Raw genomic sequence first — 26,161 nt, 5'->3', positions numbered from 1 at the left:
GAGCTAAAACCCAAGCGGGAAGGCGGTCTGCGACCAGAGGATGTAGCCGTTGATGCCGCCGAGAATGGCAGCTACCGGCCCTGTCCAAAGGAGGATCACGCCCCCGCCCGAGGCAAGGCGTGACGACTGGCTAAGTTTGCCGGCCAGGAGCATCGCGGCACCGATGATAGCCACGATCGCAATGATGATGAAAGCGCCGACGAGGATGCCGCCGCCGATCTGTTTGAGCGATTCCAGGAAAGGAAAGCTCGCGTTCGGGGTGATCCCCGGGTCCACCGCTGCAAAGTACATGGGTGCTCCGTCCGTTGTATTCCATGGAGTGAGCAGATGAGCTCACGGGTTCATGGAAGCTACGACGCTCAGCGACATGACTTACCGTGTGAAGCTCGATTGGCACCGATGTTAGTGGCGGCGTCTGTCGCTGCGAGGACGTTAGCTGGACACGGCCGAAAATTTCGCCCGAACCTTGATGGAACCTTGACGGAAAGTAAGATTCATTATTGATAATGATTCGCAAAGATGGAGCCCAGGAGCATGGGCGATGCACTTTGCTCGGCCCACCGCTTCTGCCTTGTCCCGCAACAAGACCCCTCCGACATACCCAGAACGGAAAGCTATTTGACCACTCGATCCGGCTCCCGCCCGACCCCCACAACGCTATATCGCCTTACAGACGTTGGAGACTTTCACAACGCCATACGAGAAAAGTATCTAGACATGGAAGGGTTTGAAACTTGGGAGTGCACGGTCGGTGACTGCCCAGCCGTCCTGATTCAAGGGCATATTGAAACTGAACGCACAAAGTGGTCCGGGCGTGTAAGCAAAATCATTGACCAAGAAGTGAGTGCACGAAACACGACCGCCGCAGCCGTACTGCTTATCAGAGCAGAACGTGGGGTCACGTGGGCACTGTCCTACGGCATGGGCTTTTTCCTTTTGGAGCAGGCACACATTGACCCCGGATTCGGACAGCGGGTGGCGATACGGGCTGCAGACAGCGAGAATCTGAACTCCCTAACACGCAAGACCATGGATGATCGGGCAAAGGTGGACCGCTCATCCATTCCCTCGGGGGCACAATTGCGTGGTTTCGGTATCGGAGGTTTCGGAGAGCTCGTGACTCGGCTGGTGGCGACAGCAGAAATCCCCGGTCTCAGCATCGGCAAGTCCTTCAAACTAAGGGGGGCGGATGCCCTGAGCGTTCCCCTTGCCCAAAATCCGACAGAACTCCTGTCCGATCTGGCTGCTATCGAGGATGTTCTGGCCAAACCTGCGATCAAGGAACTCGAAATCCTCGAGCATCTGGTGGCTATCAAGAAATCCAGTGATACCGCGACAAAACTCGACGCGCTCTTGGCCGGCGCCTTGGTCGACCCTGCAAACAGCTCTATCTCAGTTGCATGGCCCCACGAGCACGTGGACGAAAACGGAACTCCTGACTCATTTGTGATAAAAGGCAACGGGCCCCGGATGATACGACCGGGCATCCCGGGGCTCGAAGACATCATCGGAGTTATAGCTCAGAAAGGTGTTCTTCATTCCCTTGAGCGAGTTAAAATCCAACTTTTCAGCGACGCGGATGCTGAGACCGCTATCAGTACCGATATCGCCCTTCGTAAATGGGTGGCGTTCGAAACCATTCTTGATGGCAAGCGATACTTCCTGCATAACGGGACCTGGTATCTCATGGACTCCGACTACGCCAACCATCTCGCAAAGCGGGTCCAAGAAATCTTCGACCGCCAGTGGGATGTGGAGCTTCCGCATTGGCCCGAAGACTCCGGCGAGAATGAGTGCCACGAAAAAGACTACAACGCCATAGCTGCGAAGGCATGTGGCGGCCTGCTGCTAGACCGGAAGCTGATCTACACACGCCAAAACAGGAGGGGCTTTGAAGCATGCGACATCCTGACCCCTGATGGAACACTCGTGCACGTCAAGAACATCGACTCTTCCGCACCCGCAAGTCACCTCTTCGCCCAGGGACACAACTCAGCACATACATTGATGTCTGACAGCGAGGCCCGCGACAAGCTCAGGGCCTTAGTTACGAAGGCTGGGGGCGACCCGGAACTGGTCAAATCGAAGCCACCGGCGGTTGTATTTGGCATTGCCAGGCGAAAACGCAAGCCTTTGAGCGCCGAGTCACTGTATAGCTTCAGTCAGGTCACACTTGTCCGGACCGTTGACGAGTTAGACGCGCGAGGGATCAAGGTTTTCGTCGCCCCGATCGAAAACGGCCCCACACGAGCCTGACCCTCCACTCGTATGGGAATGAGCATGTGGTCTTGCCCGCCCGGGCAAGACCACATCCCTTGACGAAGACCCAGGGCAATTAGCTGACGGAAACCATTCCTGCTGAGTTAGATGCATGATTAGCCGACGCCAACGGTAACTGTAGGTTTGTCAGCGCTTCAATAGGTCGAAGTACGCCGCACCAGGGTTCCAACTCACCGGATGCAACAACGTCCCTACAGCAGGGTTCAACGCGCTCCACATCATGCCGTCGCCCGCGTAGATGCCGACGTGGCCCCAGTTGTCGGGGCCCTGCGGATTTTGAACCACCAGATCTCCTGGCTGGGGATTCTCTATACGGACACCAACCCGCCATTGTTCTACTCGCGGGAGTTCGATTCCGGCTTGCCTGTAAATCCACTGCACGTAGCCAGAGCAGTCCCAGGCTTTGAAGGCAGTGCCACCCCATACATATCGCCCACCTATACCTTCCTGCGTGAACTTCAGGATCTCCTGCCTGAGCTGGCTAAGGTTGAGTAAAGATCCAGCAGGCCGTGGCGCTGACGACGATTCTGCACAGGAGGCAGGAGCAGTGTCGCCCTCAAGCGCAGTAACGATTGCCGTGGCCGCCGGCTCCCAACGTGCATACAATTCAGGAAAAGCAGATACCTGGACCGCTTGGGCTGCCAGACCTTTGTCCATGGCCTGCCAACCAGGAATGTCCAGGAGCCCTCGAGGACTGCCGCGGTTCGGCCCCGACGGCCCACCGTAGAAGGCGCGCGCGTTGTAGGAGGCGTCCATCAGCTGCTCAACAGTCCCCCAACCTGCCGCCGGGCGCTGCTGCGCTGAACCGATCGAGTCGTGGTCACGTCCCAGCCCGTCATTGGGGAAATGCAGGGAAGCCGGCACACTGGGGTTCGCGAGCATGCGCAGGCTTGACTCCTGCAACGCCATCATGATGGCAATGATGAGCCCGGAGCGCGGTATTCCAAGCTGCTTGCCGACCGCTATGTATGTTCGCGCAACGCTCTCCTGCCGAGGCGTCAGTTCGTAAAGCAAGCGCCCAGCATTCCGAACTTCCAAGCCAGTACCAGCCATGCCAGGCGCAGTGGCCACTTCGGTTCCCGCTGGCGTACAGGCAACTGTAGATTGGCGCGCCGTACCAGTTAGCGCCGCCACGCCTCCGGCAAATGCCATGGCGCCAACAAGCAGAGCGAGGAAACCGGCCGCCGATACGACCTTCACCAATGCCCGGCCCCGCATGAGGCCTGCGACGGCCACCAGCGCAGCCACTAGTAGACGATTCTCTCTGCGGTTGCGTAGAAACCAACCATGGCGCAGCGCCCAGATGGAGCGGTGGTGGCAGGAGGACAGTTGACCAACACCGTGACGGGTGCCGCATAGGCACTTCTGCCGCTGCTGGACTCGTCCACAACTTGCACCGTCACCGTACACACGTGAAGGCCCTCCCACGGGGCCGGATACTCCTGCACTTTGGCCAACTCGAGGTCGCAGCGCAGGGACTCAGCGGTGCCGCTTCGGCGAGCGGACTGGTCTGCCAGGGTGGTGAACGTCCCCGCTGTCACGCCTGTCCCTTCAAACTCTCGAACCAGCACTGACAAGGGATTCGATCCATCCGGCAGCAACTCCCACCACGACCGCACCTTGGAATATACATCCGAGTACGACGACGAACGGCTGTCCCAGCTATAGATGCCCTTTGCTGCCGCTAGAGCGAGCGCCCGGTAATCGCGGGTACGTGGCAGAACGTCCGGCGTTGCCTCCGCCGTAACGATCGCCTCGTCCGCAACACCGGACCTACTGCCGGGTGCGGTGGATGTAACTGATGGCTTCGCCGTTGGAAGCACGGTTACGGACGTGGTCGGCGGGAGCGATCCACTGGGGCTGCCGGCAGGCCAAAGCAGGAAGACTGCACCAATCATGAGCAGGACAACCAGCCCGGCCGCCAACCACTCCCGGCGGCCAACTCTACGGAACCAATTCATAGCCAACTCCGGTGAACGACAACCATGACTAAAGAGCCGGTTTGTTCACTTCGTGCTGAAGCACGCGCCAAGCTGCCTGGTACAGCTGGCGGGCAAATCCGATATTCACCGCGATGTATCTCTCGGTGACGCCGAGCTCACAAGCCAGAGCAGCCATCTGGACGGACCTGTCCAGTCCTCGAAGTCCCGGACGGACAATAGTCTCCGCGACGGTCCGGAGGACGTTTGTGGGAAGGCAGTTGGCAGCGCAGCGGCAGAGATCGTCGACGCCTATTCCTGGTTCGGGGTGGCAGTTCAAGGCCGTGTTGATAGTTTTGGCCGTCTGCCGAACGACGGTTACGGCATGCCATCTCCGCCGGTCCTTCGGAGACGGAGGTCCGTAGTGCCTCGGCCCTGTAAGGCTGGATACGGCTAGTCTCCAGGTGTCCTCACTGACGCTACGCTGGACCAGGCCCAGCATGGCGTGTGCCCAAGCTTGATCAACATAGTTGTCGACGTCGTTTCCCGCCGCCCCAGTATGGACGATAGCAAGAAGCTGCGGCGAGCTTTCCGTCGTCGTGAAGTCGACAAGCAGGGGCAACGTTTGATGGCTAAGCTCGCGCCGGATATGGGCAGCGCAGATCTTGTTGCAGACACCTTGGACCCACGCTTCAAACGGGATGCCGGGCAGTTCCCGGTAGCGTCCCCGCGCAACTCCGTCCCAAACGGCCACTCGGATGTCCTGCATGACGTCGTCGACATCGCAGGATCGCCCAATCCGCGCGAGCCGAGAAACGACGTAGCGGTGCACCCCATCAACCGCGACCATGATGCGGTCGATCTGGATGACGGGTTCTCCCGGCGGCGGTGCGCTTCGCAATGAGACGTCAACGTCAGCGACCGTCTCTGATCCCTTTGTAGATTGATACGCCTCGGCTTCAATTTCCATGGCTTCACCGCTTTGACTGTTCAGATCGAGTAGTTCTCAGAGTCGCGCAATCGGCCACCCCAGTTAGTGGATCTGAAGATCCAACAACGGCCAGAAGAAGGTATAGGAATTATTGTCGAAGATAACTAAAGTATCGTCAAGAGTGCTGTTCTTACTTTTTGCGCTACCTTCGGGAAGAATGACGGTATGCCGAGAATTACGCAGCCTCACGACGCCGCCTGGTCGGCCGACGTCGAGGCTGCCGTCGCAACCTTCGGCAACCGAGCGCGAAACGAAATTCTTCGATTCCTCACGGCCAGTGGGCCTGCCACGCGCGGCGACATTGTCGCCGCTGTCAGCGCGGGCGATCCCAGCGTGGCCAAGCATCTGGCCGCACTCGAAGAGGCAGGAGTGGTGATAGTCGACGTCGAGCCTGGACGTAGGCACGGGCGGTCACCGCGGTACTCGGCGAACCCACTCCGGATCAAGGAACTGCTCGACGCTCACCTTAAGTACTTGCTGGAACAGTAACCGCAGCGCGCTGAAATGGTGAGCCCGAGATTATTCGGGGCGTTCTGGCGCCTCATCCGCGTGCAACTGCGGACTGGCCTCGGCCCTCTCCCCTTCTGGCCGACGGCTGATGTCCTTATTCAAGTACTCTGTGATCGCCCGAAGCGTCTCTGGCGACACGTCACCTAGGGTGCGGGCAGCGAACGTCTTTACTCTCGCGGCGCGAAGAGATTTCACAAACTCAAGCTGGGAATCGATGCGCTCGGGAAGGTTTGGGTCGTTGCTACCTAGCAAATATGCGGGATCTACGTTGAAGATCTCGCACAAGGCGCCAAGAAGCTCCGGGTCGCTCACCAGCCTTCCGGTTCCGTCCTTCATGTAGAACCAACGGGCCCTGGAAAGTTTGATCCCTTTGTCTTCCAGCTTTTCCTGGACTTCACGGAAGGTGACGGGTTGTCCTCGCTCGGCAACAACAACATCGAGCAACAGGTTCAAACGGCGTGCAAGCTCGGCTTGGGGAGACAGTTCCGCGCCTGTGAGACCTTCGTCGCCTCCGGACACAATGCACCTCCCAGCCCTGACATGACTATCGTCAGCGAGCACTAATTGTTGCCCAGTATTGTCGTGACCATCTCCACATGCAATGAAAAGCGTTACGTTCTTCCATCAGTATCTTGAGGAGCGTATCGTGTTGCTGTAGACCCGTCTACAGCGGGCAACAGCCGTTCCCTCGTCACCTGATTGTGGTCTCCATGGCGAACATCTTGATGAACCGGACGCGAAGCCGCCTCATTCGCTATTTGATCACCCATGGTCCGGCGAAGTGCAATGAGATTACTGCAACCCTCACCTTGTCTGCTTCCACTGTCCGTAAACACCTCAGTGTTCTATCCGAGGCAGGCGTAGTCATCCTCGGGTCGGGAATGTATGAAGCGCGGCGGGATATGGTCGAAAAGGAACTTGCGGACCTTGCGGCCACGTTTCAGCCGGCGGGCAGCGACTTCAGGCCGTGCGTAACGGACGACTCCCACTTCTCGGTATCGCCGTTCCACTCAAGTGAATGCCCCGGAAAATCGAAGCGAACCAACTGAACGGGCGGGGTCGTGGGTCGGCGAATCGTTCAGAGACTGCGACCAGTGTCGGTTCGTCGTCGATGCCACGCTTTATCAGAGTCGGCGTCTTGAGGTCTTCAGCGCGGGTAACGCAGTCCAGCGCGGAGAGGTCAATGAATGGCTTGAAACCCGTAACCTAGCGGCGCGCATTCGAACCCAACAAGCTCGGCCCAGCCCTGGCGATAACTACAGCTGTTACCGCTGCGCATGTGGCCCCACCTTGACCGCGACAACGGCGTGCCGTTGAGACGTCGCTTCCGTTGACTCTCCTAAAGGCTCCTTGCAGCGAGGAGAGGCGTACACACCTTCGCGACGGCATCAGGCCCTGCCAATGGTTGAAGGGGCTGGTCAGAGGCGTGCCAGCAGCTCAGCCATCCTTTTTTGCGAACATTCATACTGGGTGACGATGCCTGAATCCCGTAGGGCAGCAGGCTTTGTAAGCTGTTTGGCACGATCGCTGGGGTTGCGCCAGAAGGCAAGGAGGTCATGCAGTCGGCGGGGTCCAGGATCAGCGACCCGGCAGCCACCGTCTCCGAGGTCTGCGGCTTCTAACCCGGGGCCGCCAACAACACCGCTTAGACGGTAAGGATTGCCTCGATGCAGTCGATGGTGACTGCACGAAACCCCGTCGGTACCACCTGCCGGATAGCCGGTGGCGGCGAAGACCTGGGCTACGTCGTAGCTGGCGTTTCCCAGTCGGGCTTGTCCTCATTGTCGAGGCGCAGGACGGTGCAATTCAGTGTCCGACCCTGGTTTATCCGGCGTTCGGCGAGGCGGACAAGCCCTGCTGCTGCCTTGCGGCGCGAGGTGAAAAACTGGCTGGCTGCGGCGCCGATCTTTTACTTCCCACAGCTGCTCAGCGTGGACGATCTTCTCGACGAAAGTGAGCCCCGCGAACGGGGGCTTCACTGAGGAACATGCGGAGGTGTTTCCGCGCTTCCCACCAACCCGTTGTCCGGGATGTCGGCGAGGATGGACTCGCCGAGTTGGTGCACCGTAAGTCCGCTGCGGCTTGAGGCCAGTGCGCCCTCCCCTAGTAGCCTGTCGCGTAGACCTCATCCAAAGTGCTGTTCTGACGGTACGCTGACGAGCAGTGGAATCCACACGTCGGATTCAAAACGGGGCTCCAGGGGCAGTAAAAATGACCGAAGGCATTGACCCGAGTTTCAATTTGCATTCAGACTCGGATGGCAAGGACCCCGACAAGTACAGTCCGACGCTGCGACGATACCACCAGCTGCTGTGGAGCAAAGAGTTACCCACCGGAGGGCGCTTTGACCTTGCGCCAGAACCTCGCAGGTACCTCGTGCACCGATCTTCCCGGGGCGTCTTTTCCCTCTCCAGTGACGCCTTTACCACCAGGCTGGGGAAACGGGCGGGGCGCGTCATACGTGAGATCCCTGATGACGAGCTGCCGAAATGGCCCGGCTACACAGTCGGCAGTGCCATCGTCTTTCCGGCCAACACGGTAGACGGAAAACAGACCATCAATGGTGCACGCGGGTTTCTCGCTAATATCGCCGACCGCCCCGACCTGACCTTGGAGTGCATCCGCCGCCACTATCTCGGAGTGCAGCGGAACCCGCTGGCAAAGGTCCTGCTCAGGTATAAGGATTTCTTCGACCTGTTCGGGGACTTCCGCGGGTACGTCAATTTCTTCCTGCTGCAGGACCTCGTAGAGGATGACGGCCGGGCCATCCGGTTCTTCCACCCGTTCGCTGATTTCAGGACGCCGGCCGTACCGAAAAGCAAGCCTGACTACCTTCGGTATCTGCAGGCCAGCAACGATTTCATCCGGGCGCGAAACCGCAGGATCGCCGAAGCGCTGTAGGGGCTGTCACTGGCCGCTTACGTTACGGAGGCAGACCCTCAAGAGCGTCAGGAACGACCAGCACCTCGTCCTCTTTGGCATCACCGGCAAGCTTCGCGTTGACCTGCTTGAGTAGCGGGGTGATGAGCGCCCATACGACCGGCAGCATAGGCCGGGCCCCGTTTGGCAGATGGTTATCAGGCCTAGGAAGGTGCTAATCGGGCTCGTTCCGTTGCAGGAGTCCCCAACATGCGTAGGTGTTCCCGGGCCTCTCACCACTTCGCGCACCGAATCCGCTACGGCTTCAGAACGGCCCATCCGATCCCTCGGGAAAGCCTCCACCCCGAGATGGCTGTTCTGCAGGTACGCTCACGATCAGAAGAAAAGTTCAGGCAGTGGTCGACAAATAGGGGAACCAATGGACAAGAAAGACGCTCATTTCAACGTATTCGGAAGTGCCGTTCGATGAGGGGAATCGATACAACCTTCGACTTTCATTCAGACACTCCGGATGGCAAAGACCCGGACCGATATAGCCCCACCATGCGCAGGTACCAACAGCTGCTGTGGGGTAAGGCGTTGCCCACTGGAGGGCACTTCGACCTGTCACCGGTACGTCACCACCTGGAGCACCACTCCTCCCTGGGTGACTTTTTCCTCGCCAGTGACGGCTTCACCACCAGGCTGCAGAAGCGGGCTCGGCGTGTCATACGCGAGATCCCGGACGATGAGCTGCCGAAATGGCCCGGCTACACGGTTGGCAGCGCCATCGTGTTTCCGTCCAACAGGGTCGGCGGAATGATGACGATCAATGGCGCACGGGGATTCCTCGCCAAAATCGCCGATCGCCCGGACCTGACCGTGGAGTGCATCCGGCGCCACTATCTTGGCAGCCAGCCGAACCCGCTGGGAAAGGTGCTGCTCAGGTACGAGGAATTTTTCAAGCTGTTCGGAGACTTCAAGGGGTACGTCGAATTCTTCCTACTGCAGGACCTCTTGCAGGATGACGGTACCGTCCGGTTCTTCCACCCGTTCGATGACTTCAAAACGCCGGCCGTTCCGAAAAACAAGGACGAGTACCTCAGCTATCTACAGGCCAGCATTGACTTCATCGGGGCACGCAACAGCAGAATCGACAGGGAACCCTAGTCCTCCTCGATGACGGCGTCGCTGGATGCAGCTCATTTAGCGACGAGCGGCTGTGCCCAATCCACCAGACCTCCCACCGTGCCCGGAACGGTGAGGATTGCTTCCTCGGCCGTATCGGGTGCGAGGCTGACTGCAGACGCCAAGAAGGTCGAGTTCAAACTGGTCTCCGAAGTGTTTTAGTTTCAGTCCTGTGCTGGCTTTCCCACCGACCAGGATAAGTAGCTAAACGTTCACGATCAGCGCCATCGGAGGCCGCGCCGTTCCCGTCGACCGGACTTGGAAGCAGCGAAAGGTCCTCGCCGAGATCGGCAGGGTCCACCGGAACCGCGCCACGCCTTCTACAACTTCGGCCGTCGTCCGGCCCGCGACCTTTCGGCGGGGCACTGCCGGCCGCGGGACTCGTGCGGTTCGTCCGCCCGGTACGCGCTGCGATCGCACACACGCTGGACAGCAAAGTGGCCCCGGTATCAGTCGGCGGGGCCTCTTTCCGTTTAGGCGTAGACGGTCTTCTCAACCTATTTCCCAGACCAGTGAGTCGCGCGAGCTGGAGAGGTGGCTAACCACCAATCCTAGTCCGTCGAGGGGCTGTCTCGGTAGCACGGAACAGCGTGCGCCATCCTGTCCGTCCGTGACCGGCTGCAGCTGCCCTATTTCTCGCCGAGCTTTCGCTGCGATTCCTCGTGGGCGCTCAATGCGCCGAAGGCAGCCCGGCGGGCCCGCTCAAGCTCCGCATCCTCTGCCGCGGCGGCAGAGGGAACACCGCTGACGCCCTGCAGCGTCCTCAGCTCCTCTTCCTGCTTGCGCATGGCTGCGGCCTGCTGTTCGATCAATTGCTGCTGCTGCCTGATGATGGCGTCGGTCTGCTGTGCGATCAGCTCGTTTTGGCGCTCAATTAGAACGTTCTGCTGCCGTGAGGCGCCCGCCGTCTGCCGGGTTGCCTTGGAAGTCTGCCGGATGTCCCGCTCCACCTTCTCGACTCTGGATCTGTACCCGATCAACCCGCCGGTCAGGCCGATGCTGAATGTCTTGCGGATAAGCCCCATGGTGGTCTCCTTAGTGTCCCAGTGGACAAATCCTACATGCAGGGTCAGGCTGGCCTGCAGAGGACCCAGCGACCGCCATCAGGAGCAGGGAGCCAGCTCGAATCCGGAAGGGGCGCTGATGTACCGGATCGGGCTTGGAGGCGCCGGATCGCTGGACTGTTCGGTCTCCCAGTCTCAACGGTCAGTTCCCATTTTGCGGCCAGGTCCTCGTAGAGCCAGTCAGACCGCAACTTCTCCTGACTGTAGTGGGAGGTCAGCCCTCGGCCAAGGTTCGGCGACGCGGGGCACCGTGGGATGGGCCGGCTGACCGCATTGGGCCAGCTGTCCTGGGGCATTGGACGAGGCGCTCCTTCGAGCGCTCCGGTGTTGCGGTGAGCGACCGACCGACGACGCTATAGCCCTCCAGAATGCCGGCGGCTACGGCCACTAGGTACACGCTTTTTCGTACGTGCCCCATCAGCACCGGCAAATGTCTGTACCCCACTGCTGTCGGCGGCCCGCCCAATGGCTTCGTCGCCCTCCATGGGGAATTTATTTGCAGCCCTTAAGAAGGCCGACGATTGCGTAGTGCTCGGCTTGTGTGACCCAGAGCCGGTATTTGGCCTTAACGGCAGTTTGGCGGGCGACGTACTCGCATCGGAAGGCCTTGTTCGGCGGAAGCCACGTTGCTGCATCTTTGTCACCTTTGGCCCCGTTGGTGGGGCCGTCGGCGGCCATGAGATTCAGGGGGTCGTTGGCGAGTTCCTTGCGCTGGTCAACGTTGAGCTGCTGGGCGCCCTTCTGCCAGGCATCGCTAAGGGAAACGATATGGTCGATCTGGACATCGGAGCTGGTGTCCTGGCCGCGCGTGAAGGTAATCATGGTGCCGGTGTACTTATCGGCCAGGACTCCTGTCATGACCACGCAGTTGTTGGTGCCTTGCTTGAACGTCTCGTCGGTCAGGTCACGGGCGAGGATGTCGTTGCGAGTGTCGCAGCCATTGCGGTCCGTGTCCGCCCAGGCCGGTCCAAACTCATCGCGGGTATAACCAGTTTTTGGCGCGCGACCCTTAACCTGAATTGTCTCCAGCTGGACGAGGGCGTCGGCAGCAGTAGCCGGATCCACCGTACTCGAGGCACCGATGCCTGGGGCAGGGTCGATGATCTCAAGGGCGTTGGCTGCAGCATCACAACCCACTAATGACCCAGCCAGCATCATCGCGGTAACAGCGGCCAGGCCTTTGGCGGGAGAACAGATGGTCTTCATGGTCCTTCTGGTCATTGAGGCGTTGTTCCACGCTAGCTTCGACCACCACCTGCCGCGGGTAACTCAGTCCGTGCTGCCTGCCACACGTCCGCGCCCTTAGTACTCTGCGCCAGTCCGCTTCGGGTGCCACTGGTTGCCTCACCTGTTCAAACCTTGGCTCTCACGGGAGATCTCACGCTTACTCAACGCGCCGTAGCCAATCTGACTTTGGACCGGGTACCGATGAGCCTCTCCTTCGTCACGGGCCCACTGCCGGAGAGCGGGGAACCGGTGCTGCCGGGAAGGATCTCGCTCAACTTTGCGATTTCCAGGATGTGTTCGGAAGTGAAAATGATCTTTCCCTTTCCCCAGCATGCGTGCGGGAAGCGTCCGCTGGTGGCGCCGTCGCGGAGCCATGATTCGGTGCAGCGCATGAGCGCGGCTGCTTCTGCGGGTTCAAAGAATTCGATCTCCACGGGATCTCCAAAGGGAAGGCGGTGCTTTTCACTTTCATGACGGCTTGGAGACCGACCTACATGACTCGGGCTGCGCCGGGCAGGCGAACCCGGGGACAGAAATTCCGCCATGCTGACTAGTCCCCCTTCATCGCAGGAAAGCCGTTATCGACCGCTCAGTCGCGTCAGCACCAGCCTGCAGGGCCTCCGGCATCAAGTGCCCGTAGACCTGCTCTGTAGTCCGCGTGGAGGTGTGCCCCAGCCGGCGTGAGATGGTGAACAATGGCACACCATCCTGGATCAGCCAGGACGCGTGAGTGTGACGGAGGTCGTGGATCCGCGGGTTCTTAGTGAGGCCGATAGCCTGGGCCGTTCGAACGGCTGGGACCCAGTAGTGGTGCCAGTACAGCTTGTGGATGATGCGGCCACCCTTGGGTGTCGTGAACACCAACTCCTTTCCAGGCCTGCTCGCGACCAGCGGGATCAGCAGCTCCACCAGCGCGGGGTTCAGCCCGATGGTGCGCTTACCGGCACCTGTCTTCGTCGCCCCGATGTAGTACTGGTTCTGGCCGTCTCGTTTCCATGCCTTGTTTATCCTGGCGGTAGGTGGCTTGGACAGCAGATCAACGTCCGCCACAGTCAGGGCAGTGGCCTCGCCAAAGCGGGTACCCGTCATGACCAGGAAGTTGGTGAAGGCCTTGTAGCGCTCCCCCATCCCTTCCATGATGAGGCTGAACTCCGCATGGGTGAGGAACATGGCCTCGTCCTCGGCCTTTTCTATGTTGGGGAGCTGCACCCCACGGCAGGGGTTCCGCGCAATGTAGCCGAGCATCTCTGCGGTGTTCATAGCGGCCGAAATCAAGCCATGCACGTTATGGATCGTCTTCGGCGCTTTGCCCTTGGCCATCATTGACTTCACCCAATGGGCGATCAAGCGGTAATCGAGCTTGTCCACCGGTACGTGGCCGATGACGTTCCGGACATGAAGGTCCAGCATGGTCTGGTACGTCTTCGTGGTTCCGCTCGATGGCCGGATCAGAAGATCGATGTGCTCCTGAATAACCTCGGCAACGGTCGGTGTGCGCTTCTCGTTGGAGAGGATGGCGTGCTGCGCGATTTCGAAGGACTGGCCGTTGGCGTCCAGAAGTCTCTTCAGCATCTCGGCTTCGACGAGGGTAGGAACAGTGATCCCCTGCTGCTCGCGGCTCTTCGGGTCCCGCCACAACACCATGTAGGACGATGAGCCGTCTTTTTTGGTGCGTTTTCGAATGCTTGCCACACAAAAACGGTACGCCGCTGTCAACACTTTGGGCGGTTTTGTCAACACTCAAAGATGAAACAGGCCTCTGACCTGCGAAAACACTGTGCCCGAGGTGGGACTCGAACCCACACACCTTTCGATACCGCATTTTGAGTGCGGCGCGTCTGCCAATTCCGCCACTCGGGCGCGGATTACGTGAAGCAAAAGGCTACGCCCACAGCTGATTGTGAGCAACGCGATCGCTTCACGTACGCGGAATTACTCTACATGCAGATAGGCTGAATTCCAGAATCGCGCCGCCGACGCCGCAACCGACCATGCAGATCAAGTACTGGACCGGGCGCACACCTAAGATAGTGATGTCCCCGCCGTACCTTTCCAAGGAGATCCCGTGACTGAACAGACGGAGTCAAAACCATCGTCCCAGCCGGCGCGCCGCGTCATTGTGGCCGAGGATGAAACCCTCATCCGCCTCGACATCATCGAAATCCTGCGCGGCGAAGGCTATGACGTCATCGGCGAAGCAGACAACGGCGAGAAGGCCGTCCAGCTGGCCGAGGAACTGAAGCCGGACCTGGTCCTGATGGACGTCAAGATGCCCGTCATGGACGGCATTTCCGCAGCCGAAAAGATCGTCAAGGCCCGCATCGCCCCCGTGGTCCTGCTGACGGCCTTCAGCCAGAAGGAACTCGTGGAGCGCGCCCGCGACGCCGGAGCCATGGCCTACGTGGTGAAGCCCTTCACCCCCGCTGACCTCATCCCTGCGCTTGAGATTGCACTCTCCCGCCACGAGGAGATCAAGGCCCTCGAAAGCGAAGTCTCCGACCTCCAGGAACAGTTCGCCACCCGCAAGCTCGTGGAGCGCGCCAAGAGCCTGCTCACCACCAAGATGGGCCTCACCGAGCCCGAGGCCTTCCGCTGGATCCAGAAGACCTCCATGGATCGCCGCCTGAGCATGCGCGAAGTGGCCGAAACGATCATCAACCAGGTCAACTAACGCCGACGGATTGAGCCTGTCGAACTCCGCGGGATTTCGCTCCCCAACCGCCCCCTAGCCTCGCAAGCTCGGCCAGGGAACCCAGCGGTCGGGGCCCCGGCTCAATCACCGGAGAGACCAAACCAAAAAGGACCCCCGCCAACCGGCGGGGGTCCTTTTCAGTGTTAGAAAGCTTACGCCTTCTTCTTTCTTTCCGGCCAGGGGCCGAGCTTTTCCTTGTTGCTGGTGACTTCACCGGCGCGCGTGGAGTCGGCGAGGTCGCCTACCTTGTGCACCTTCAGGGAGTTCGTGGAACCGGCTTTTCCGGGAGGCGAACCGGCGGCGATGACCACCAGGTCACCGTCCTCGACGAGTCCCATTTCCTCGAGGCTGCGGTCAACCTGCGCGGTCATGGCATCGGTGTGGTCCACCATCTGCACCAGCACCGGCTGGATGCCCCAGGTCAGCGCCAGCTGGTTCCAGACCTGCTCCACCGGGGTGAACGCGAAGACGGGCTTGATCGGCCGCAGGCGTGACAGGCGGCGTGCGGAATCGCCGGACTGGGTGAACGCACAGATGTACTTGGCGTCCAGCTGATCGGCGATTTCGACGGCGGCACGGGTGATGGCGCCGCCGCGGGTCTTGGGCTTGGTGCCCAGCGGGGGGACGCGCTCCAGGCCGTGGACCTCGGTGGATTCGATGATCCGGGCCATGGTCTTGACGGTCTCGATCGGGTACTTGCCCACGCTGGTCTCACCCGACAGCATTACGGCGTCCGCACCATCAAGCACGGCGTTGGCGCAGTCGGATGCCTCGGCGCGGGTGGGGCGCGGGTTGTCGATCATGGATTCCAGCACCTGGGTTGCCACGATGACCGGCTTGGCCCAGCGGCGCGCCAGTTCGATAGCGCGCTTCTGCACGATCGGCACTTCCTCCAGCGGAAGCTCCACACCAAGGTCGCCACGGGCCACCATGATGGCGTCGAACGCGTCGATGATCTCGGGCAGCTGCTCCACGGCCTGCGGCTTTTCGATCTTGGCGATCACCGGCACGCGGCGGCCTTCTTCGTCCATGATCTCGTGGACGCGCCGGATGTCGGAGGCGTCGCGCACGAAGGACAGTGCCACCAGGTCAACACCGCGGCGCATGGCCCAGCGGAGGTCGTCCTCATCCTTTTCGCTCAGCGCGGGGACGTTGACAGCCACACCCGGCAGGTTGATGCCCTTGTTGTTGGACACCATGCCGCCAACAGTCACCTCGGCGACCACCTTGACGTCGTCGACTGCCGTGGCACGCAGGGCCACCTTGCCGTCGTCGATCAGCAGCGCATCTCCCACATTGACGTCCTCGGTGAGGCTCTTCAGCGTGGTGGAGCAGATGTCCTTGGTGCCGGGAACGTCCTCGGTGGTAATGGTGAAGGTGTCACCGACGGCGAGGGCGTGCGGGCCGTCAACGAACCGGCCCAGGCGGATCTTGGGTCCCTGCAGGTCGGCCATGATGGCCACAGCCTTGCCAAGATCGGCGGCTGCCTTCCGGACATTTTCGTAGGTGTTGTCATGCACGGAGTAGTCGCCGTGGCTCATGTTCATGCGGGCGACGTCAACGCCGGCTTCCAGCACCGCGAGGGTGTTTTCGTAGCTGGCAATTGCCGGGCCGAACGTAGCCACAATTTTTGCGCGTCTCATATACCTACCCTATTGGTCTCTTGCATTGGTTAAGTTGTCGACGAGGTGAACCCTCGGTGCAGCTCTAGAGGACGGCGATGGCCCGGTCGGTGGGGGCCACGGGTGCGGGCAGGATGGTGCTGCCCATCAAGTACTTGTCCACGGCTGCGGCGGCGGCGCGTCCTTCGGCGATGGCCCACACAATGAGGGATTGTCCACGGCCAGCGTCACCGGCCACAAAAACGCCTTCAGTGTTGGTCATGTAGTAGCCGTCGCGGGACACGTTGCCGCGGCCGTCGAATTCGGCGTGCACCTGTTCGGTGATGCCCGCAGGCTCCGCACCGGTGAACCCCAGGGAGAGGAATACCAGGTCAGCGGGGATGATCCGCTCGGTGCCGGCCTTGGGCAGGCGCTTGCCGTCCACGAATTCCGTCTCGGCAACCTTGACGCCGGTCAGCTTGCCGTTTTCGCCCACAAACTCCACGGTGGAGGCAAGGTAGGTCCGCTCGCCGCCTTCCTCGTGCGCGCTGGCAACTTCGAACAAGGTGGGGAACGTCGGCCAGGGCTGGTGGCTGGCACGCTCGGCCGGCGGCTGCTTGCCGATGGCGAGGGTGGTCACGGACGCAGCGCCGTGGCGGTGGGCCGTGCCCAGGCAGTCCGCTCCGGTATCGCCGCCGCCCAAGATCACCACGTGCTTGCCCTGCGCGTGGATCTGGTTCTCCACCTGCTCCCCCGCGACAACGCGGTTGGCCGGCACCAGGTAATCCATGGCGAAGTGGACGCCGTCCAGGTCGCGTCCGGGGATGGGCAGGTCGCGCGGAACCGTGGCACCGGTGCACACCACGACGGCGTCGTAGCGCCTGCGCAGCTGCTCCCAGGTCACGTCCGTGCCCACGTTAACACCGGTGCGGAAGCGGGTACCTTCCGACTTCATCTGCTCGATGCGGCGGTCAACCTGCTCTTTTTCCATCTTGAAATCGGGGATGCCGTACCGCAGCAGGCCCCCGATCTTGTCGTCCCGCTCGTACACGGCCACGGTGTGGCCCACCCGGGTCAGCTGCTGCGCGACGGCCAGGCCGGCAGGGCCGGAGCCGACGACGGCAACCGTCTTACCGGAAAGTCGTGCCGGCGGCAGGGGGTTGACCCAGCCGTTGTCCCAGGCTTCGTCGATGATGCTAACTTCCACCTGCTTGATGGTGACGGCGGGCTGGTTGATGCCCAGCACGCAGGACGCCTCGCACGGAGCGGGGCAGAGCCGGCCGGTGAACTCGGGGAAGTTGTTCGTGGCGTGGAGCCGCTCGATCGCTTCCTCGCCCTTGTCCCGCCACATGAGGTCGTTCCACTCGGGAATGAGGTTGCCCAGCGGGCAGCCCTGGTGGCAGAACGGGACGCCGCAGTCCATGCAGCGGCCGGCCTGCGCTTTCAGCGTGCCCTTTTCCTGTGCCTCGTACACTTCCTTCCAGTCCATGATGCGGACCGGAACGGGACGGCGCGGCTGGGTTTCACGCTGACGTACTTTCAAAAATCCGCGTGGATCAGCCACCGGTTACCTCCAGGATTCGAGACCACACTTCTTCGCCGTCGGGGTCCAGGCCCTCTTCAATGGCGTCGAGGCGGGTTTGCAGCACGGCCGCGTAGTCCCGCGGCAGCACCTTGGTAATGCGGGCAGCGGTGTCATCGAAGTTCTCGAGGAGGCGCGCCGCCAGCTGGGAGTCAGTTTCTTCAACGTGCTTGACCAGCAGGCCGTGCACGATGTCGCGGTCCTCGGCGTCCAGCTCACGGAGCTGGAGCTCACCGGACTGCAGTGCGTCCTTGTTGACCTTGGCAGTGTCCAGGTCCAGGACGTAGGCGGTGCCGCCGGACATGCCGGCACCGAAGTTGCGCCCGGTGCGGCCAATGATCAGCGTCTGGCCGCCGGTCATGTACTCGCAGCCGTGGTCGCCGATGCCTTCGACGACGGCGGTGGCACCCGAGTTGCGGACCAGGAAGCGTTCGCCCACCTGGCCGCGCAGGAACATCTCGCCGCTGGTGGCGCCGTAACCGATCACATTGCCGGCGATGACGTTCGTCTCAGCCTTGAACACATTGGTGCGGTCCGGCCGGACGATGATGCGGCCGCCGGAAAGGCCCTTGCCCACGTAGTCGTTCGAGTCGCCGAACAGCCGCAAGGTGATGCCTGCGGGCAGGAAGGCGCCCAGGGACTGGCCGGCCGTGCCGCTGAGGGTCACATCGATGGTGTCCGTGGCCAGGACGTCCGTGCTGAACGTCTTAGTGACCACGTGGCCCAGCATGGTACCCACCGAACGGTCCGTGTTGATCACGTCAACGGAGATCTTCACCGGGCTGCGGTCCGTCAGGGCCTCGGTGGCCATGGTGATGAGCCGCTGGTCGAAGTGCTTGTCCAGTTCATGGTTCTGGCCGGTCATGTTCCGCAGCGGGGCGTCGTCGTCGAACTCCAGCCCGTGCAGGATGGGGTCCAGGTCCAGGCCGTCGGCCTTCCAGTGGTTGATCGCCTCGCGGGCATCGAGGACCTCGGCGTGGCCGATGGCCTCTTCCAGGCTGCGGAAGCCCAGCTCGGCCAGGATCTCGCGGACTTCCTCGGCAAGGAACTCGAAGAAGTTGACCACGAACTCCGGCTTGCCGGTGAAGCGTGCCCGCAGTTCCGGGTTCTGCGTGGCCACACCCACGGGGCAGGTGTCCAGATGGCAGACGCGCATCATGATGCAGCCTTCCACCACCAGCGGTGCGGTGGCGAACCCGAACTCTTCGCCGCCGAGCAGCGCGGCAATCACCACGTCGCGGCCGGTCTTGAGCTGGCCGTCAACCTGCACCACCACGCGGTCGCGCAGGCCGTTGAGCATCAGCGTCTGCTGGGTCTCGGCCAGGCCGAGCTCCCACGGGACACCGGCGTGCTTGAGTGAGTTCAGCGGCGAGGCGCCGGTTCCGCCGTCGTGGCCGGAAACGAGCACGACGTCGGCCTTCGCCTTGGTCACGCCGGACGCCACGGTGCCGATCCCGACTTCCGAGACGAGCTTGACGTGCACGCGGGCCGAGGGGTTGGCGCGCTTGGCATCGTAGATCAGCTGCGCGAGGTCCTCGATGGAGTAGATGTCGTGGTGCGGGGGCGGGGAGATGAGTCCGACGCCGGGGGTCGAGTGCCGCGTGCGGGCCACCCAGGGGTAGACCTTCTGCGCCATCAGCTGGCCGCCTTCGCCGGGCTTTGCGCCCTGCGCCATCTTGATCTGGATGTCGTCGGCGTTGGTCAGGTAGAGGCTGGTGACGCCGAAGCGGCCGGACGCGATCTGCTTGACGGCGGACCGGCGCTTGGGATCGAGCAGGCGGTCCACGTCCTCGCCGCCTTCACCCGTGTTGGACTTGCCGCCCAGCTGGTTCATGGCGATGGCCAGCGTCTCGTGGGCCTCCTGGGAGATGGAGCCGTAGCTCATGGCACCTGTGGAGAACCGCTTGACGATGCTGGAGACGGGCTCCACTTCCTCGAGCGGAACCGCGGGTCGCTCGTTCTTGAACTTGAGCAGACCGCGCAGGGTCATCAGGTTCTGGGACTGGTCGTCCACGCCCTTGGTGTAGGCCTTGAAGATGTCGTAGCGGCGCTCACGCGTGGCGTGCTGCAACCGGAAGACCGTCTCCGGGTTGAACAGGTGCGGCTCGCCGTCGCGGCGCCACTGGTATTCGCCGCCGCCCAGGAGCGGGCGGTGGGGCTGCTCGATGCCGCCCTCGGGGTAGGCCATCTGGTGCCGCGCGGAAACTTCGGCCGCGATGACGTCCAAGCCCACGCCGCCCAGCTGGGAGTGCGTGCCGGCGAAGAATTCGTCCACCAGCTCCTGGCCGAGGCCCAGTGCCTCGAACGTCTGCGCGCCGGTGTAGGACGCCACGGTGGAGATGCCCATCTTGGACATGATCTTCAGGACGCCCTTGCCCAGGCCCTTGATGAGGTTGTAGACGCCGTCCTGCGCGGTGACGCCGGTGACGTCGCCGGCAGCAATCAGCTGCTCCACGGATTCCATGGCCAGGTACGGGTTGACGGCGGAGGCGCCGTAACCGATGAGCACAGCCACGTGGTGCGTCTCGCGGACGTCGCCGGCCTCGACCACCAGGGCCGTCTTGGTGCGGTTGGCGCTGCGGAGCAGGTGGTGGTGTACGGCGCTGACCAGCAGCAGGGACGGGATGGGCGCCCACTGTGCGTTGGAGTCGCGGTCGGACAGCACGATGTACTGCACGCCGCGGTTGATGGCGCCGGAAACCTGCTCGCAGATTTCGGTGAGCCGTGCACGGAGTGCGTTCTCGCCGCCTTCGGGGCGGTAGAGGCCGCGGACCTTCATGGCCACGCGGTTGCCGTCTGCGTCCTCGATGTTGGCGATCTTGGCGAGCTGGTCGTTGTTGATCACCGGGAACGGCAGCTGGACCTGGGGCTGGCGGACCTGCTTGGTATCCAGGAGGTTGCCGTTGGGGCCGATGGCACAGGTCAGCGACGTGACAAGTTCTTCGCGGATGGCGTCCAGCGGCGGGTTGGTCACCTGCGCGAAGGACTGCACGAAGTAGTCGAAGAGCAGCCGGGGGCGCTTGGACAGGACGGCCACCGGAGTGTCCGAACCCATGGCGCCCAGCGGTTCTGCGCCGGTGCGGGCCATCGGGCCCAGCAGGATCTTCAGTTCCTCGGTGGTGTAGCCGAAGGTGCGCTGGCGGATGTTCACGGAAGCGGCCGTGTGGACCACGTGCTCACGCTCGGGAAGCTCGTTGAGGTCGATCAGGTTGTCCTTGACCCACTCAGCCCACGGATTGGCGGCGGCCACCTCGGCCTTGACCTCTTCGTCGTCGATGATCCGCCCGGCTTCGGTGTCCACCAGGAACATCTTGCCCGGGGACACGCGGCCCTTCTTGACCACCTTGGAGGGTTCGACGTCGATCACGCCCACCTCGGAGGCGAAGACGATCAGCCCGTCTTCGGTGATCCAGAAGCGGCCGGGGCGCAGGCCGTTGCGGTCCAGTGTGGCGCCCACGAGGTTGCCGTCGGTGAAGGAAACAGCTGCGGGGCCGTCCCACGGCTCCATCAGCAGGGAGTGGTACTCGTAGAACGCACGCCGTGCCGGATCCATGGTGGCGTGGTTTTCCCACGCCTCCGGGATCATCATCATGATCGAGTGCGTGATGGGGCGGCCGGAGAGCCATAGCAGCTCAGCTACCTCGTCGAAGGAAGCGGAGTCGGAGGCACCGGGAGTGCAGATGGGGTACAGCTCTTCCGGTGAGTCACCCAGCAGCGGGTTGGCGAGCTGGGACTGGCGGGCGCGCATCCAGTTCCGGTTGCCCTTGACGGTGTTGATTTCACCGTTGTGGGCGATGGTGCGGAACGGCTGGGCCAGCGGCCAGGACGGGAAGGTGTTGGTGGAGAACCGTGAGTGGACGATCGCCAGCTTGGTCTTGAACCGCTTGTCCGAGAGGTCCGGGTAGAAAGGCTCCAGCTGGGCGGTGGTGAGCATGCCCTTGTAGACGATGGTCCGCGAGGACAGCGACGGGAAGTACACGCCGAACTTGTTCTGGGCACGCTTGCGGATCCGCCAGGCGCGGGAGTCCAGTTCGTTGCGGTCCAGTTCCTCACCCGTGGCGGATGCCAGGAAGGGCTGGGAGAAGTAGGGCATGCAGGCGCGCGCCATGGCACCGACGAGGTCGGCCACAATGGGCACTTCGCGCCAGCCGAGGACCTTCAGGCCCTCGTCAGCTGCCAGGCCTTCGATGCCGGCCTTCGCGGCGTCGGCTTCGCGCTGCTCGGCGGGCAGGAACGCGGTTCCGGCAACGTACTGGCCGGGCGCGGGAAGTTCGAACTCGGTGACCGCACGGAAGAACTCGTCCGGGATCTGCATGAGGAGGCCTGCGCCGTCACCGGTGCCTTCGTCCGCACCCACGGCACCGCGGTGCTCGAGGTTGCGCAGGGCGGTGAGGGCGGCGTCCACGATGTCGTAGCCGGGTTCGCCGCGGAGGGTGGCGATAATCGCAAGACCGCAGGCGTCCTTCTCCTGCTCGGGGTTGTACAACCCGCTGGCCTCCGGCAAGGCCGCGAAGCGCTTGAACGGCGACATGGCAGTCTCAGGCTGATCCGGTTCAGACCAGCCGGGAGTGTGAAGAGTTTGGGTCATGGGAGACGTCCTTCCTCCTGATCGTGCGTATGGAAGGGACACCGTTGGCCCCACTCGTCGGGCGCCGCTCACATGGGCACAACAAAGTGTTACTTACTGGAAATTGTAGGTCAGCCCGGCCTGCTGAACTAACGGTTACGCAGGCCCCTGCCCAGGGCTTTACCTGACAGCAGCTCTATGCTGTACAGATTTGGCCCCATGCCACGACACTGTGGTTTTCGGGAGCTTCGAGCGGTGGCCCTGCTGCCCTTTGGGCCGGCGGTTTACTTGCTGGTGCCGGCCTCCGGTGCGGCTCCTGTGGCTGTACTGCCGGAATGTCCGGCAGCCGTTGCATCCTGTCCCGGCTTGGCGCCGGCCGGTGCTGCCGAGGCCTCTTCCGCGGGGACGGAATGGGGCCTGGAACCGCTTTGGTTATCAGGGAGATTATCACGCGATTCACTATCTGAGACAACAGGGTCCGTATCACGGACCGAATCGCCGGGGCCTGTTACGGCCGCATCATCCTGCTTTTCCGCAGGTTCCCGGCCCGGAAGATAAGGGCTTTCGGCGTCCGCCGGCTTCTTCAGTCCCAGCAGGATGAACGCCACCAGAGCGGCCAGGAAAACGAAGATGCTCGTCCAGACATTCAGCCGGGTGGTGATGCCGAACAGCGAAATCTGCTCGGCATCGTCGATGCGCATGGCTTCGATCCAGACCCGGCCCAGCGTGTAGTACATGGCGTAGAGCCAGAACAGCCTGCTGCGGCGGAAGTTGAACTTCCGGTCCAGGGCGAGCAGGATGACGACGCCGGCCAGGTTCCACAGCGATTCGTAGAGGAATGTGGGGTGGAACAGGGTGTCCGCGGCTACTCCCGCCGGGAAGTTGGGGTTGTCCGCGTCGATCTGCAGCCCCCAGGGCAGCGTGGTAGGACCGCCGAAGAGTTCCTGGTTGAAGTAGTTGCCCCACCGGCCCACGGCCTGGGCGAGCAGCAGCCCGGGGGCGGCAGCGTCGAGGAAGGCGCTGAGCTTGACGCCGCTGCGGCGGCAGCCGATCCACGCACCCACCACACCAAGGACCACGGCGCCCCAGATGCCCAGGCCGCCGCGCTGGATCTGCGGGATCAGGGAGAGGTCGCCGGTGCCGTCAAAGCCGGGGCCGAAGTAGGCGTCCGGCGACGACACCACGTGGTAGAGCCGGCCCCCGATGATGCCGAACGGGATGGCCCAGACCACAATGTCCCAGACGCTGCCTTCAGGCGCGCCGCGCTTGGCCCAGCGGACCGACGTGAGCCACAGGCCCACCACTATGCCGGCCAGGATGCAGAGGGCGTAGGCGTGGATGCGCAGCGTTCCCCAGGGCAGGGGAATATCGAACCCGGACCAGTCCGGGCTGGGAATACCGGCGGGCATCAGGGCCGCCGCCTGAAGGAGCGTCTGCATGGATTAGGCTTCTTCCCCGGTCAGGCCGGTTTCCCGGGTCAAGCCAGTGCTGAGGTCCTTGGTAAGGGCGGCGACGGCGTCGACGCCGCCGTCGCGGATTGCGGCCACCAGTGCGGTGCCCACGATCACGCCTTCGGCGTAGGCCGCGATCTCGCGGACCTGTTCGGCATTGGAGACGCCCAGCCCAACACACACACGGTCGGCACCGGCGGCGTGCGCTGCTGCCACCACGTCCTTGGCAGCAGTGCTGACGGAGGTCCGGGCGCCGGTGACACCCATGATTGACACGGCGTAGACGAAGCCGCGGCTGGCGTCCACGGTGCGCTGCATGCGCTCCGTGGTGGAGGACGGCGCCACCAGGAACACCCGGTCCAGGCCGTACTTGTCCGAGGCTTCCATCCACTCCGCTGCTTCATCGGGGATGAGGTCGGGGGTGATGAGTCCGGCGCCGCCTGCTTCCGCCAGGCGCCGGGAGAACTCGTCCACGCCCATCCGGATCACGGGGTTCCAGTAGGTCATCACCAGGACGGCGGCGTCGGTTTTACTGGTGATGCCTGCCACCACATCAAAGACCTGGCGTACGTGGAAGCCCTTGGCCAGGGCCTCGGTGGTGGCGGCCTGGATAACCTGGCCGTCCATCACGGGGTCCGAGTAGGGGATGCCGATTTCGATCAGGTCGGCCCCGTTCTCGGCCAGGGCGATGCCCGCGGCGATGGTGTCCTCCACGCTCGGGTAGCCGGCGGGAAGGTAACCGATGAGGGCGGCGCGGCCTTCGGCGCGTGCCTTGTCGATGGCCGCGGCTGACTTGCTGGTGGTCTGTGCAGTGCTCACAGCTGCTCCCCCTCTTTGCCGATCTCGGACTCGGCGGAATTCTTGTCCAACAGATCGAACCATTCGGCGGCGGTGGCAACATCCTTGTCCCCGCGGCCCGAAAGGTTGACGATCACGATCTTGTCCTGCGCGGTGCCGCCGGCATCAGCGGCTTCGGCAGCGAGGCGCTGACCCACCTTGATGGCGCCGGCCAGCGCGTGCGAGGACTCGATGGCGGGGATGATGCCTTCGGTGCGGCACAGGAGGCGGAAGGCCTCCATGGCCTCGGCGTCGGTGATGGGTTCGTAGCTGACCCGGCCGATGTCCGACAGGTAGGAGTGTTCGGGGCCGACACCGGGGTAGTCGAGGCCCGCGGAGATGGAGTGCGACTCGATGGTCTGGCCGTCGTCATCCTGCATGAGGTACGAGCGGGCGCCGTGCAGGACGCCCGGCTTGCCCAGCGTGATGGTGGCTGCGTGGCGGCCCGTTTCCACGCCGTCGCCGCCTGCTTCGAAGCCGTAGATCTTCACGGACGGATCGTCCAGGAAGCCGTGGAAGATGCCGATGGCGTTGGAGCCGCCGCCGATGCAGGCGCAGACGGCGTCCGGGAGCCGGCCTTCCTGGTCCAGGATCTGGGCGCGTGCTTCCTCGCCGATCACTTCATGGAAGTAGCGGACCATCGCCGGGAACGGGTGGGCGCCGGCGGCGGTGCCCAGGAGGTAGTGGGTGTTGTCAACATTGGCCACCCAGTCGCGCAGGGCGTCGTTGATGGCGTCCTTGAGGGTCTGCGAGCCGCTGGTCACGGGGATGACAGTGGCGCCCAGGAGCTCCATCCGGGCAACGTTCAGGGCCTGGCGGCGGCAGTCCTCGGCGCCCATGTACACCACGCACTCAAGCCCCATCAGGGCGGCTGCGGTGGCGCTGGCCACGCCGTGCTGTCCCGCGCCGGTCTCGGCGATCACGCGGGTTTTGCCCATGCGCTTGGCGAGCAGCGCCTGGCCCAGGACGTTGTTGATCTTGTGGGAACCGGTGTGGTTCAAGTCCTCGCGCTTGAGGAAGACCCGGACTCCCCCGGCGTGCTCCGAGAACCGCTTGGCTTCAGTCAGCAGCGAGGGCCGGCCGGAGTAGTTTTTGTTCAGGTCCGCCACCTGGGCGCGGAAGTCGGGATCGTCCTTGGCCTTGTCGAACGTCTCCTCGAGCTCGTCCAGGGCGGCAATGAGGGACTCGGGCATCCAACGCCCACCGTAGCTGCCGAAGTACGGCCCCGGGGCGTGTTTCAGGGAGCCGCCCTGCAGGAATGCTTCCGTGGCGTTGTTGTCAGCGTTTCCTGAGGGTGCGTCAGCCATCAGTCCCGTCCTGTTCCAAGTTGATCGTTCGGTAAGTTGTGGTGTTCCCGCTGGTGGGCCGGAACAATTTCCATCAGGCGGCGGCC

Annotated in this window: 21 protein-coding genes and 1 tRNA gene; 6 read left to right on the top strand and 16 right to left on the bottom strand. The window is 62.6% G+C overall.

The genetic code is table 11. The features are described 5' to 3' along the window. Nucleotides 1-3: 3 nt before the first annotated feature. Complete coding sequence (locus BMX78_RS13610) at nt 4-291, bottom strand: hypothetical protein (protein ID WP_056393728.1); 288 nt, start codon at nt 289-291, stop codon at nt 4-6. Nucleotides 292-519: 228 nt separating this feature from the next. On the opposite strand from BMX78_RS13610, the gene BMX78_RS13605 reads away from it, so the two are divergent. Beyond that, a complete protein-coding gene (locus BMX78_RS13605) occupies nt 520-2,256 on the top strand; it encodes a DUF6119 family protein (protein WP_091420171.1) in 1,737 nt (578 codons plus the stop codon). 150 nt (nt 2,257-2,406) lie between these two features. Here the strand turns inward: BMX78_RS13605 and BMX78_RS23440 are convergent, their stop codons facing one another. From BMX78_RS23440 to BMX78_RS13590, 3 genes are all read right to left on the bottom strand, one after another. Beyond that, nucleotides 2,407-3,294: a C40 family peptidase gene (locus tag BMX78_RS23440; RefSeq protein WP_139204930.1), complete on the bottom strand. Its 888-nt coding sequence runs from the start codon at nt 3,292-3,294 to the stop codon at nt 2,407-2,409. Between the two features lie 233 nt (nt 3,295-3,527). Next, nucleotides 3,528-3,821, bottom strand: a complete 294-nt coding sequence (locus BMX78_RS22760) for a hypothetical protein (protein WP_139204929.1) — start codon at nt 3,819-3,821, stop codon at nt 3,528-3,530. 448 nt (nt 3,822-4,269) lie between these two features. Further along, nucleotides 4,270-5,169, bottom strand: a complete 900-nt coding sequence (locus BMX78_RS13590; RefSeq protein ID WP_091420167.1) for a sigma factor — start codon at nt 5,167-5,169, stop codon at nt 4,270-4,272. A gap of 186 nt (nt 5,170-5,355) precedes the next feature. On the opposite strand from BMX78_RS13590, the gene BMX78_RS13585 reads away from it, so the two are divergent. Continuing rightward, complete coding sequence (locus BMX78_RS13585; RefSeq protein WP_091420165.1) at nt 5,356-5,679, top strand: ArsR/SmtB family transcription factor; 324 nt, start codon at nt 5,356-5,358, stop codon at nt 5,677-5,679. Between the two features lie 30 nt (nt 5,680-5,709). Here BMX78_RS13585 and BMX78_RS13580 read toward each other — a convergent pair whose 3' ends face one another. Further along, nucleotides 5,710-6,219, bottom strand: coding sequence for a hypothetical protein (locus tag BMX78_RS13580; protein ID WP_286138963.1), 510 nt, complete (start codon nt 6,217-6,219; stop codon nt 5,710-5,712). A 191-nt stretch (nt 6,220-6,410) separates the two neighbouring features. On the opposite strand from BMX78_RS13580, the gene BMX78_RS23670 reads away from it, so the two are divergent. The 3 genes from BMX78_RS23670 (at nt 6,411) to BMX78_RS13560 (ending at nt 9,729) form a co-directional block, all read left to right on the top strand. Next, nucleotides 6,411-6,749, top strand: a complete 339-nt coding sequence (locus BMX78_RS23670; RefSeq protein WP_091420163.1) for a winged helix-turn-helix domain-containing protein — start codon at nt 6,411-6,413, stop codon at nt 6,747-6,749. 1,162 nt (nt 6,750-7,911) lie between these two features. Continuing rightward, entirely contained in the window at nt 7,912-8,601 is a 690-nt protein-coding gene (locus tag BMX78_RS13565; protein ID WP_091420160.1) for a DUF6994 family protein, read from the top strand. A gap of 444 nt (nt 8,602-9,045) precedes the next feature. Next, nucleotides 9,046-9,729: a DUF6994 family protein gene (locus BMX78_RS13560; protein WP_091420158.1), complete on the top strand. Its 684-nt coding sequence runs from the start codon at nt 9,046-9,048 to the stop codon at nt 9,727-9,729. A gap of 647 nt (nt 9,730-10,376) precedes the next feature. On the opposite strand, the gene BMX78_RS13555 is transcribed toward BMX78_RS13560, so the two are convergent. From BMX78_RS13555 to BMX78_RS13535, 5 genes are all read right to left on the bottom strand, one after another. Beyond that, nucleotides 10,377-10,772, bottom strand: a complete 396-nt coding sequence (locus BMX78_RS13555) for a hypothetical protein (protein WP_091420157.1) — start codon at nt 10,770-10,772, stop codon at nt 10,377-10,379. A gap of 531 nt (nt 10,773-11,303) precedes the next feature. Beyond that, a complete protein-coding gene (locus tag BMX78_RS13550; RefSeq protein WP_286138959.1) occupies nt 11,304-12,032 on the bottom strand; it encodes an HNH endonuclease family protein in 729 nt (242 codons plus the stop codon). Between the two features lie 167 nt (nt 12,033-12,199). After that, nucleotides 12,200-12,472 carry a hypothetical protein gene (locus BMX78_RS13545; RefSeq protein ID WP_091420155.1) on the bottom strand — a complete coding sequence of 91 codons (273 nt, stop codon included), beginning with the start codon at nt 12,470-12,472 and terminating at the stop codon, nt 12,200-12,202. Between the two features lie 127 nt (nt 12,473-12,599). Next, nucleotides 12,600-13,730: a tyrosine-type recombinase/integrase gene (locus BMX78_RS13540; RefSeq protein ID WP_091420154.1), complete on the bottom strand. Its 1,131-nt coding sequence runs from the start codon at nt 13,728-13,730 to the stop codon at nt 12,600-12,602. A gap of 86 nt (nt 13,731-13,816) precedes the next feature. After that, nucleotides 13,817-13,898 (bottom strand) — tRNA-Leu (locus tag BMX78_RS13535). A gap of 205 nt (nt 13,899-14,103) precedes the next feature. Here BMX78_RS13535 and BMX78_RS13530 point away from each other — a divergent pair. Then, nucleotides 14,104-14,709, top strand: coding sequence for an ANTAR domain-containing response regulator (locus BMX78_RS13530; RefSeq protein ID WP_050055425.1), 606 nt, complete (start codon nt 14,104-14,106; stop codon nt 14,707-14,709). Nucleotides 14,710-14,882: 173 nt separating this feature from the next. On the opposite strand, the gene pyk is transcribed toward BMX78_RS13530, so the two are convergent. From pyk to trpB, 6 genes are all read right to left on the bottom strand, one after another. Next, the gene (pyk, locus tag BMX78_RS13525) at nt 14,883-16,373 is read right to left on the bottom strand and encodes a pyruvate kinase (RefSeq protein WP_091420152.1); all 1,491 of its coding nucleotides are present in this window, start codon (nt 16,371-16,373) and stop codon (nt 14,883-14,885) included. 64 nt (nt 16,374-16,437) lie between these two features. Continuing rightward, complete coding sequence (locus BMX78_RS13520) at nt 16,438-17,895, bottom strand: glutamate synthase subunit beta (RefSeq protein ID WP_091420150.1); 1,458 nt, start codon at nt 17,893-17,895, stop codon at nt 16,438-16,440. Then, on the bottom strand, nt 17,888-22,501 hold the full coding sequence (gltB, locus tag BMX78_RS13515) for a glutamate synthase large subunit (RefSeq protein ID WP_091420149.1): 4,614 nt from the start codon (nt 22,499-22,501) through the stop codon (nt 17,888-17,890). Before gltB ends, BMX78_RS13520 begins: the two co-directional genes overlap by 8 nt. A 263-nt stretch (nt 22,502-22,764) precedes the next feature. Continuing rightward, a complete protein-coding gene (gene lgt / locus BMX78_RS13510) occupies nt 22,765-23,919 on the bottom strand; it encodes a prolipoprotein diacylglyceryl transferase (RefSeq protein ID WP_091420147.1) in 1,155 nt (384 codons plus the stop codon). A 3-nt stretch (nt 23,920-23,922) separates the two neighbouring features. After that, complete coding sequence (gene trpA / locus BMX78_RS13505; RefSeq protein WP_091420145.1) at nt 23,923-24,750, bottom strand: tryptophan synthase subunit alpha; 828 nt, start codon at nt 24,748-24,750, stop codon at nt 23,923-23,925. Further along, complete coding sequence (gene trpB / locus BMX78_RS13500) at nt 24,747-26,075, bottom strand: tryptophan synthase subunit beta (protein WP_091420144.1); 1,329 nt, start codon at nt 26,073-26,075, stop codon at nt 24,747-24,749. The genes trpA and trpB overlap by 4 nt, the downstream gene beginning before the upstream one ends. Between the last annotated feature and the right edge of the window lie 86 nt (nt 26,076-26,161).

The sequence above is a fragment of the Arthrobacter sp. OV608 genome, assembly GCA_900110595.1.
Classification (GTDB): Bacteria; Actinomycetota; Actinomycetes; order Actinomycetales; family Micrococcaceae; genus Arthrobacter.
Note: the sequence above shows the minus strand (reverse complement) of the source record. Positions and strands in the feature narration are given on the sequence as shown.